Below are 9,444 nucleotides of genomic sequence, written 5' to 3' on the forward strand. Positions count from 1 at the left end.
GGTCGGCGGTCTCGCGGTCGTCGGTCCCTTGGTCCAGACGGCCACGGCGCACCGTGTGGCTGAGGCGGAAGTTATTGTTTTTGCAAACAGGCCGCGCCTCGCGGCCTATGGAGCTTCCAAGTAACTTCCTGCTAGGACGCTGGGAGGCTGGGATGCTAGGACGCGAAAATCCTTTGGGATTCCAGCGTCAGCGGCTGTCCCAGCCTGTGGGAGCGGCTTCCAAGCCGCGACGCCCTTTCTTTCGGGCCTTCGGCCCGGGTCGCGCCTTGGAAGGCGCTCCCACACCGGGGCCCCTTGCCCCGCCCACCAGCGCGCGCCCCGGCGCTTGCGCGTGTCAATCGGTCGCAAGCAGGCCGCGCTCCGCGGCCTACGGAGCTCTCGAGTAACCGCGGCCCACGGTCGCCGGTCTCGCCCCCGCGTCCAGCGAGATCTTCGCATGCCTTCGGAGGATCGTCCCCATGGACAACCGGCGTCAGGCCTGGGTTCTGTTCGGGGTCCTGGCCGCCATGTACTGCTTCTCCCAGTTCTACCGCATGAGCACGGCGGTGATCGCCGTGGACCTCGATCGGGAGTTCGGGCTCGGCCCGGTGCGCCTCTCGGTCCTGGGGGGCGCCTTTTTCTACGCCTTCGCGTCGGTGCAGATCCCCCTGGGCCTCGCCCTAGACCGGTGGGGAGCCCGGCGGATCCTGATCGGCGCCACCGCCCTGGGGGCGGCCGGATGCATCCTGTTCGCCTTGAGCCCCGGCTGGTACGGGCTTCTCGCGGGTCGGGTGCTCATGGGCCTCGGCATGGCGCCAGTGCTCATGGGGAGCTTCAAACTGTTCGCGAGGTGGTTTCCCGCGGCCGCCTTCGGCCGGGTGTCCGGGCTCATGCTGGCCGTGGGCACCCTGGGGTCGCTCCTGGCCGCGACCCCGCTCGCCGAGTTGGTGGGGCGGGTGGGATGGAGGGCGTCGTTTTTGGGCTTCGGGGTGGCCACGTTGGCGATCACCGGGGTCCTGGCTGTGGTGGTCCGGGACCGGCCCGAGGGGGATCCCGGGGGCGGGCAGCGGGGTTCTTCCCTGGGTGGATTGTTTCGCCTGGCCCGGATGCCGGGGTTTTGGGCCATGGTGCCCCTGGCCCTCACCGGGTATGCGGCCGTGGCGAGCGTGCAGGGGCTGTGGGGCGGGCCCTTCTTCATGGAGAACCTGGGGTACTCCCGGGTGGAAACGGGGAACATCCTCTTTCAGTTGGGCCTCTTCACCGCCCTCGGGAGCGCCGCAGGAGGGCTCCTGTCGGACCGCTGGATCCCGAGCCGCAAGTGGGTGGTGGTGGGCGGGAACGCCGTGGGGCTCGTGTTTCTGCTGCCCCTCTTGGGCGTCGCCCGGCCCCCGACGCCGGCCGGCTGGGGCGTGGCGCTCGGGGCGTTCGCGTTCTTCTCGGCGTTCCGGTCGCTTCTGTACGCCCACGTGAAGGAGCTCGTGCCCGAAGGGTACGAGGGCACGGCCGTGACCGCGGTGAACTTCTTCGTGATGCTGGGCCCGGCGCTCCTCCAGCAGGCGATCGGCGGGGTGCTCGCGTGGCGGCCGGGCGCGTACGAGGCGGCCTTCGGGGTGCTGGTGGCGGGCCTCGGCCTCGGCACCTTGGCCTACCTGGGAACCCCCGACACCCACCCTTCCCGCCAGGGCTCCGGGGGGCAGGGGGCGTAGGAACGCAGAGGGCCTCCCGGCCCCGGCCAGTTCCCTACCCACCAACTCTGTTTCCCGTGTCACCGAGAGAACCGTTTGTCGCGGCGCCCTTCCCGATGGGGGGCGGGAACCCCGGGTCCGCCGGCGGGTTGGCCCGGGCTGTGGCAAAAAGGGGTCAAGTTCCGACGCGCACCTGCCGATCCATCCCGCGAGGGCGGGCTGAACACGTAACCCCTTGGCCGGGAGGAGTCGGTTGATCCGAGTGCTGGTGGTGGACGACTCGGCCTTCATGCGGAAGGCCCTCCAGAAGATGCTCGAAGAGGATCCGGAGATCCGGGTGGTGGGAACCGCCCGGGACGGCCTCGAGGCGCTTGCCAAGGTGCGGGAACTGGACCCGGACCTGGTGACCCTCGACGTCGAGATGCCCCGCATGGACGGCCTGGAGACGCTCCAGCGGATCATGGCCGAGTCGCCGCGGCCGGTGGTCATGGTGTCGAGCCTCACCGAGGAGGGAGCCGAGGTGACGCTCCGGGCCCTGGACCTCGGGGCCGTCGATTATCTGCCCAAGAACATCGGCGCAAACGTGCTCGAGGTGGTGAAGATCCGGGAGGCGCTGCGGGCCAAGGTGAAGGCCGTGGCCCGCAAGAGGGCGCAGGTTCCAAGGCCGGTGCCGGCGCCTGGAGCCGAGCCCGCGACGGTTCCGAGCCTCGGCCCCGCACGGTTGGTGGCGATCGGGGCGTCCACCGGGGGGCCCCCGGCGCTCCAGAAGGTGTTTGCCGAGTTGCCCGAAGGGTTCGGGGCCCCGGTGGTGGTGGTCCAGCACATGCCCAAGGCGTTCACGGGGGCGTTCGCCAAGCGCCTCGACGCCGCCGGGGGGCTTTCGGTGAAGGAGGCGGAGTCGGGCGACCGGCTCGAACCCGGGCGGGGGTTCGTGGCCCCCGGGGGCCGCCATCTCGTGGTCCACCGGGACGGTCGGGGCCTGGTGCTCCAGGTCACCGAGCGGCCGGCCGACACCCTGCATCGCCCCAGCGTGGACGTGATGTTCCGGTCGGTGGCCCAGGTGCCGGTTCCCGACACCCTGGCCGTGGTGCTCACGGGCATGGGGTCCGACGGGGCCGAGGGGGCCCGGGAGATCCGGCGCCAAGGGGGCCGTGTCGTGGCCCAGAGCGCGGAGACCTGCGTGGTCTACGGGATGCCGCGGGCCGTGGTGGAGGCAGGGGCGGCCGATGCGGTGCTTCCCCTGGAACGGATCGGCCCCGCGATCCGGGAGGCGGCCTCATGAGCCTGGAACGGCTGGTGGAGGTGATCGAGAGGTCAGGGGAGATCCCCACGATCGGGGCGGTGGCGGCCGAGGTCATGCGCCTCACCCGGGACCCCGGGGCGGATTTCGGGAAACTCGCGGCCGTGGTGGAAAACGACCCGGCCCTGGCCGCCAAGGTCCTCCGGGTGGCCAACTCGCCGTACTACGGGCTGCGGGGCGAGGTGGCCTCGGTCGAGCGGGCGGTGGCCCTCCTGGGAATGACGCAGGTGCGGAACATCGTCCTCTCCCTCTCTTTGATCCGCGACTTTTCCGGCTCGTTCGGGGGCGAGGCGTTCCGCTGGGACCGGTTTTGGGAACATTCGGCCGGCGTGGCCCTCATCGCCGAGACCATGGCCCGGATGCTCCGGCTGCCCAGTGGAAGCGAGTACGCGGCCGGTCTTCTCCACGACGTGGGGAAGATCCTCCTGGGCCACCACTTCCCGGAGGAGTTCGCCCGCTGCCTCGATCTGGCCGCCCGACGGCAGGTGGCCCTCTACGAGGTCGAGCCCGAGGTGCTCGGCACCGACCACGCCCGTCTGGGCGGATGGTTGGCCGAGCGGTGGGGATTCCCCGAGGCCCTGCGGGCTGCGATCCGGGACCACCACGACCCGGGTCAGGCCGGCGAGCACCAGACCCTGGCGGCCCTGGTGCACCTGGCCGACCTCTTTGCCAAGGTGAAGCAGATCGGGTTCGGGGGCGACCGGGTGGCGGTTTGCTTCACCGACGATCCGGCCTGGGGGCTCCTCGAGGCGGCCCGCCCGGAACTCAGGGACCTCGACCTCGCCCGGTTCACCCTGGAGCTCGACCAGGAGGTCGAGATGGCCCGGGCGCTGGCCCGCTTGGGGGGTGAGTCGTGACCGGGGCGCCGGAGCTGGGGCGGCCGCGGCTCGAGCTGAGCCCGCGGGAGTTCACCCGCATCCGGGAGTTCTTGTACGAGCGAAGCGGCCTGTTTTTCGCCGAGAACAAGAAATACCTCCTCGAAAACCGGCTCTCGAGGCTCATCGAAGGAGCCGGGGTGGCCACGGTGGACGAGTACCTGGCCCTCCTGGCATCCCCGGCCCGGGGGCGCCAGGCGCTCATGGAACTCCTCGACGCCGTGACCACCCACGAGACCTCGTTTTTCCGACACCGGACCCAGCTCGAGGCCTTCCAGCGCCAGGTCCTGCCCCAGCTCCTCGAGGGCCTCAAGGCCCGCGGCCGGCGTAGCCTCCGCGTCTGGAGCGCGGCCTGTTCCTCGGGGGAGGAGCCCTACACGCTGGCCATGCTGATCCTCGAAGCCCTGGGCCCGAACCTGAGCGGTTGGGACGTGCGGATCTACGGCACCGACATCGCCCAGTCCATGATCCGCAAGGCCAAGGAGGCCGAGTACACCAAGTACTCGTTTCGCGGGACGCCGGCCTACTACGCCCAGAAGTACTTCGAGGTCCTGGGCCCTGACCGGTTCCGGGTCAAGGACGAGGTCCGCCGGCTCGTGGAGTTCGGCATCCTGAATTTCGCCGACGACCTGCGCATGGGCCGGATGCGGGGGTTCCAGACCATCTTCTGCCGAAACGCCCTGATCTACTTCGACAAGCCCGCGAAGCAGAAGTTTGTGGACCATTTCTATCGGGCGCTCGATCCGGGGGGCTACCTGTTCGTCGGCCACAGCGAGTCCCTCCATGGCGTGACCGAGGCCTTCAAGCTGATCCATTTCCCGGGCGCCATGGCCTACCGCAAGCCCGCGGAACCGTGAGGAGAGCCGTCCATGCCCACCGACCGCATCGCCCCCGACATGGCCGAGATCTTCCCGGACTATCTCGCCGACGCCCGGGAGTGCCTGGAGCGCACGGCCGAGATCCTCCTCGCCTTGGAGCGGGGGGAGGGGGACCCGGAAACCTACGCCGAGCTGTACCGCCAGATGCACATCATCAAAGGGGGGGCCGGGCTCATGGGGTTTGGAACGATCGAGGCCCTGACCCACGCGGCCGAGGAGGCCCTGGCGCCGGTGAAGCGGGGCGAGCGGCCCTTTGGCCCGGAGCTCGCGGCGGCCCTCCTCACGGCCCACGACACCGTTCGGAGTCTCCTCGACGAACTGGAAACCGACGGGGAGACCCGTACCGACCCCTCGGCGGCCGTCGCGGCCCTCAAGGCCGCGGCCGAGGGCCAGGCGGCGGCCCCGGGGTCGCAGGCGCCGGAGGATTCCCCGGACGAGGCCCCGGCGGCGCCGCCCCCGGCGGCGGACGACGACGTGGTCCGGGAGTTCTTTGTGGAGGCCTGGGAGCTCATGGAGGAGCTGGAGCAGGACCTCGTCTCCCTCGAGGAGGCCCCGGAGGACATGGACCTCCTGAACAAGATCTTCCGGGCGGCCCACACCCTCAAGGGCTCGAGCTCGTTTCTGGGGTTCGAGGCCATCAGCCGGGTGACCCACCGGGTGGAGGACGTGTTCAACAAGCTCCGCAAGGGCGAGATGACGGCTACCGGCGAGGTGATGGACGTGGTCCTGGAGGCCGTGGACCGGGTCCGCCGGCTGCTCGAGGCGGCCCAGGCGGGCGAGGCCGGGCCTGCCGTGGACGACGTGCTCCGGGCGTTGGACGAGGCCCTGGAATCGGGTCGGCCCAAGCGGTTGGGGGAGATCCTGGTGGAGGAGGAAGGCGTTCCCGCGGAGGCGGTGGAGGAGGCCCTCCGGAGCCAGGAGCCCGGAAAGCCCCTGGGGCAGGTGTTGGTGGAGCGGAACGTCGTGCCCCCCGAGGTGGTGGAGCGGGGGCTCGCCCGGCAAAAGGAAACCCGGCAGACCGCGCCGGAGCAGACCATCCGCGTCGACGTGGAGCGGCTGGACGCCCTCATGAACCTCGTGGGGGAGCTCGTGCTCGCCAAGAACCGGCTCACCCGGTTGCGGGCCGAGGCCGAGGAGCGGTGGGCCGGCGACGACCTGGTGGAGGCTCTGACCGAGACCTCGGCCCAGATGGACCTCGTGGCGTCGGACCTCCAACTCGCGGTGATGAAAACGCGGCTGGTGCCCATCGGCAAGGTGTTCCGGAAGTTCCCCCGGATGGTGCGCGACCTCTCCCGGAGCCTGGGCAAGGAACTCCGGCTCGAGGTGGAGGGAGAGGGCACGGAACTCGACAAATCCGTGGTGGAGGTGATTGGGGACCCCCTGGTCCACCTGATCCGCAACGCCGCGGACCACGGAGTGGAAGGGCCGGACGAACGGGCCGCGGCCGGGAAGCCCCGGGAGGGGGTGATCCGGCTTGCGGCCCGGCACGAGGGGAACCACATCGTGGTGGAGGTGGCCGACGACGGCCGGGGCATGGACCCGGAGCGCCTCAAGCAGAAGGCCGTGGAAAAGGGGATCCTGAGCCCCCAGGACGCGGCCGGGTTGGCCCCCAAGGACGCGTTCAACCTGATCTTCGCCCCCGGGTTCTCGACCGCGGAGAAGGTGTCGAATGTGAGCGGCCGCGGGGTCGGCATGGACGTGGTGCGCACGAACATCCAGAAGCTCAACGGCATGATCGACATCGACTCCGAGTTGGGCCGGGGAACCCGAGTCGAGGTCCGGATCCCCCTCACCCTGGCCATCATCCAGGCGCTCCTGGTGCGGGTAGGCCCGGAGGTGTACGCGATCCCTCTGGTGAGCGTGGTGGAGACGGTGAGGGTGGAGCCGGGGCAGGTGAAGAGCCTCGACGGCGTGCCGGTGCTTCGACTCCGGGACCAGGTGGTGCCGCTCGTGTACCTAGAAAGGCTTTTGGATGTGGCCGGCCCCCGGGACGCGGCGCGGCGGTACGTGGTGGTCCTCGGGCTCGCGGAGAAACGGGTCGGGGTCGTGGTGGACGGGCTCCTGGGGGAGGAGGAGGTGGTGATCAAGAGTTTGGGCGGGTATCTCACCGACACGCCCGGGGTCGCCGGGGCCACCATCCGTGGGGACGGCCGGGTCACCCTGATCCTCGACGTGACCCAGGTGCTGGATCTGGCCTCGAGGCCCGAGCGGGGACGGGCGGCGGCCTAGCCGCCGCGGTGCGGTGGGGACAGGGAGGTCCCGATGGGCGACGGGAGGCAGGGGTGGCGGATCGACGGAACGAGCCCGGCGGCGGAGGAACTGCGGCGGGCCTTGGACCGGGTGGCCTCGACCCGGGTCCCGGTGCTCCTGTACGGAGAGACCGGGACCGGAAAGCGCCACGCGGCCCGCGTCCTCCACGGGCTCGCCGGGGACGGCGAGCTCCGGTGGGCCAGCGGTCGGGACGAGGAGGGGATCCGGCGGGCCGTGGCCCAAGGGGGGCGGGGCACGCTGGTGGTGACCGGGTTGGACGAGGCCCCGGCGCGGGTTCAGGGCCTTTTACTCGGATGGCTCGAAGCCGCGGACGACGAGGGCCCTTGGCGGTGGGTGTTTACGGCGCGCAGCGACCTGGAGGACCGGGTGAACGCGGGCCGGTTCCGGCGGGACCTGTACTATCTGGTGGCCGGGTTCCCGCTCCGGGTGCCTCCCCTTCGGGAGCGTCTCGAGGATCTGCCGGCCCTGATCGAGGGTCTTGTCCGCCGCCGCTGGCCCGAGGCCGAGGTGCCCGAACCCCACCCCGCGTTTCTGCGGGAGGCGATAGACTACGACTGGCCCGGGAACGTGCGGGAGCTCGAGGCCCTGGTCGTGGCCTCGTTTCCCCCGTCGCCCGACTGCCCCTGGCCGCCGGCGCCGGCGACGCGGGCGAGGGCCGACCGGCCCGAGATCCTGCCCTTCGCCGAGGCGAAGCGGCGGTTTGAGCGGGACTATGTGGCGCGGCTGCTTCTGGCCACCGAGGGGAACGTGGCCCGGGCGGCTCGGCTGGCCGGAAAGGCCCGGAAGGACTTCTACATCCTGATGGAGCGGACGGGACTTCGGCCCGACCGGTTTCGTCCCCGGAGATGGGCCAGGTGAGCCGGGTCTGGGACGATCCGCGGTTCGGCCCCCTGGCGAAGGAACTCTACCGCCGGTGCGGACTCGTGTTCGAGGGGGGGCAGGCCCATCTGTTTCGCAAGCGGGTCGAGCGCCGTGCCCTGGAGGCGGGGTATCCCGACGTGGACGCGTACCTCGGCCGGCTCGCCGCCGGCGCCGAGCCGGCCGAGTGGGAGGCCCTGATCGACCTCCTCACGGTGAACGAGACCTTTTTCTTCCGGGAGCCGGAGCATTTCGAGGTACTCCTGGAGGAGTTCTGGCCCCGCTGGCGGGCCGAGGGGCCGGTACGGGTGTGGAGCGCGGCCTGCTCCACCGGGTGCGAGCCCTTTACCCTGGCGATCCTCCTGGCCGAGCGGGGGTGGGCCCGGGGCGTCGAGATCCTGGCGAGCGACGTGAGCCGAAGGGTTCTCGCCGAGGCCCGGGAGGGGCTCTACTCGGAGTTTGCGCTCCGCAACACGCCCCCGTACTACCGGGAGCGCTACTTCCGGAGGGAGGGGGAACGGTTCCGCCTGGCCCCCGAGATCCAGGCCCTGGTGGAGTTCCGGCAGATCAACCTGGCGGGCCCGGATCCCTGGGCCCCGCCGGGACGGTTCCACGCCGTGTTCTGCCGAAACGCGCTCATCTATTTCGATCACGAGGCCAAGCGCCGGGTGGTGCGGCGCCTGGTCTCGGCGCTGGTGCCGGAAGGCGTTTTGATCGTGGGCCGCTCGGAAACCCTTTTGAACGTTCCGGGGGCCCCCACCCCGGTGCGCCGGGACGGGACGGTCGTGTACCAGTTGACCGATGCCCCGTGCCCGCCCGAAACCCTCTTTCCGTGGAGGAGCCATGGCTGAGATCGAGAAAGCAGCGGAGGACGAGATCCTGCAGCTCGTCACGTTTCACGCCGGGGAGGAGGAGTTCGGCGTGAACATCCTGGAGGTCCGGGAGATCAACCGGATGATGGAGATCACCCGGGTCCCCCACGCCCCGAGCTTCGTGGAGGGGGTGGTGAACCTCCGGGGGCAGGTGATCCCCGTGGTCGATCTGCGAAAGCGGTTCGGCCTCCCGCCCCGGGAAAGGGACCGGAGCACCCGGATCGTGGTGGTGGAGTTGGGGAAAAAGGTCGTGGGGTTCATCGTCGATTCCGTGAGCGAGGTGCTCCGGGTCCCAGAGCGGCTCGTGGAGCCACCGCCCCCCATCGTGGGTGGCGTGGACCGCCAGTACATCCAGGGGGTGGTGAAGCTCGAAGACCGGCTCCTGATCCTCCTGGATCTGCGCAAGCTCCTGGGAGCCGGCGAGGAGAAGGAGCTCCGGGAGTTCGAGCCATGAGGGCCGAGATCCTAAACCCGTTCCTGGCCGCCACGGTGGACGTGCTGAAGACCATGGCCGGCATCGAGGCCCAGCGGGGGCAGCCCCGCCTGAAGGGGGCCGAAGAGGGGTCGTTCGACATCTCGGGGCTGGTGGGCCTAAGCGGGCAGCTTCAGGGGTACGTGGCCCTGAGCTTCCGGGAGTCGGCGGCGCTCTATGTGGTGTCGCGGTTCCTCGGGGAGCCCGTGGCGGGGGGGGGGGGGGGGGGGGGGGGGGGGGGGGGGGGGGGGGGG

General features: G+C 70.6%; 8 protein-coding genes and 1 pseudogene. All 9 read left to right on the plus strand.

The window, feature by feature from the left end; genetic code table 11:
- Positions 1–458: 458 nt before the first annotated feature.
- Positions 459–1,685, plus strand: coding sequence for an MFS transporter (locus ACYQ8L_RS17295; protein WP_459943068.1), 1,227 nt, complete (start codon positions 459–461; stop codon positions 1,683–1,685).
- A gap of 232 nt (positions 1,686–1,917) precedes the next feature.
- Entirely contained in the window at positions 1,918–2,946 is a 1,029-nt protein-coding gene (locus ACYQ8L_RS17300) for a protein-glutamate methylesterase/protein-glutamine glutaminase (RefSeq protein ID WP_459943069.1), read from the plus strand.
- Positions 2,943–3,821 (plus strand): HDOD domain-containing protein, encoded by an 879-nt coding sequence (locus ACYQ8L_RS17305; protein WP_459943070.1) that lies wholly within the window; start codon positions 2,943–2,945, stop codon positions 3,819–3,821. Before ACYQ8L_RS17300 ends, ACYQ8L_RS17305 begins: the two co-directional genes overlap by 4 nt.
- Positions 3,818–4,696, plus strand: coding sequence for a CheR family methyltransferase (locus ACYQ8L_RS17310; protein ID WP_459943071.1), 879 nt, complete (start codon positions 3,818–3,820; stop codon positions 4,694–4,696). Before ACYQ8L_RS17305 ends, ACYQ8L_RS17310 begins: the two co-directional genes overlap by 4 nt.
- Before the next feature lie 12 nt (positions 4,697–4,708).
- Positions 4,709–6,946, plus strand: coding sequence for a chemotaxis protein CheA (locus tag ACYQ8L_RS17315; RefSeq protein ID WP_459943072.1), 2,238 nt, complete (start codon positions 4,709–4,711; stop codon positions 6,944–6,946).
- 33 nt (positions 6,947–6,979) lie between these two features.
- On the plus strand, positions 6,980–7,846 hold the full coding sequence (locus tag ACYQ8L_RS17320) for a sigma 54-interacting transcriptional regulator (RefSeq protein WP_459943073.1): 867 nt from the start codon (positions 6,980–6,982) through the stop codon (positions 7,844–7,846).
- Positions 7,843–8,697, plus strand: a complete 855-nt coding sequence (locus ACYQ8L_RS17325; RefSeq protein WP_459943074.1) for a CheR family methyltransferase — start codon at positions 7,843–7,845, stop codon at positions 8,695–8,697. Before ACYQ8L_RS17320 ends, ACYQ8L_RS17325 begins: the two co-directional genes overlap by 4 nt.
- Positions 8,690–9,172, plus strand: coding sequence for a chemotaxis protein CheW (locus ACYQ8L_RS17330; RefSeq protein ID WP_459943075.1), 483 nt, complete (start codon positions 8,690–8,692; stop codon positions 9,170–9,172). Before ACYQ8L_RS17325 ends, ACYQ8L_RS17330 begins: the two co-directional genes overlap by 8 nt.
- A pseudogene (locus ACYQ8L_RS17335) lies at positions 9,169–9,444 on the plus strand (hypothetical protein); the annotation flags it as partial. The gene ACYQ8L_RS17330 and the pseudogene ACYQ8L_RS17335, both read left to right, overlap by 4 nt.

The sequence above is a fragment of the Deferrisoma palaeochoriense genome (genome assembly GCF_054656955.1).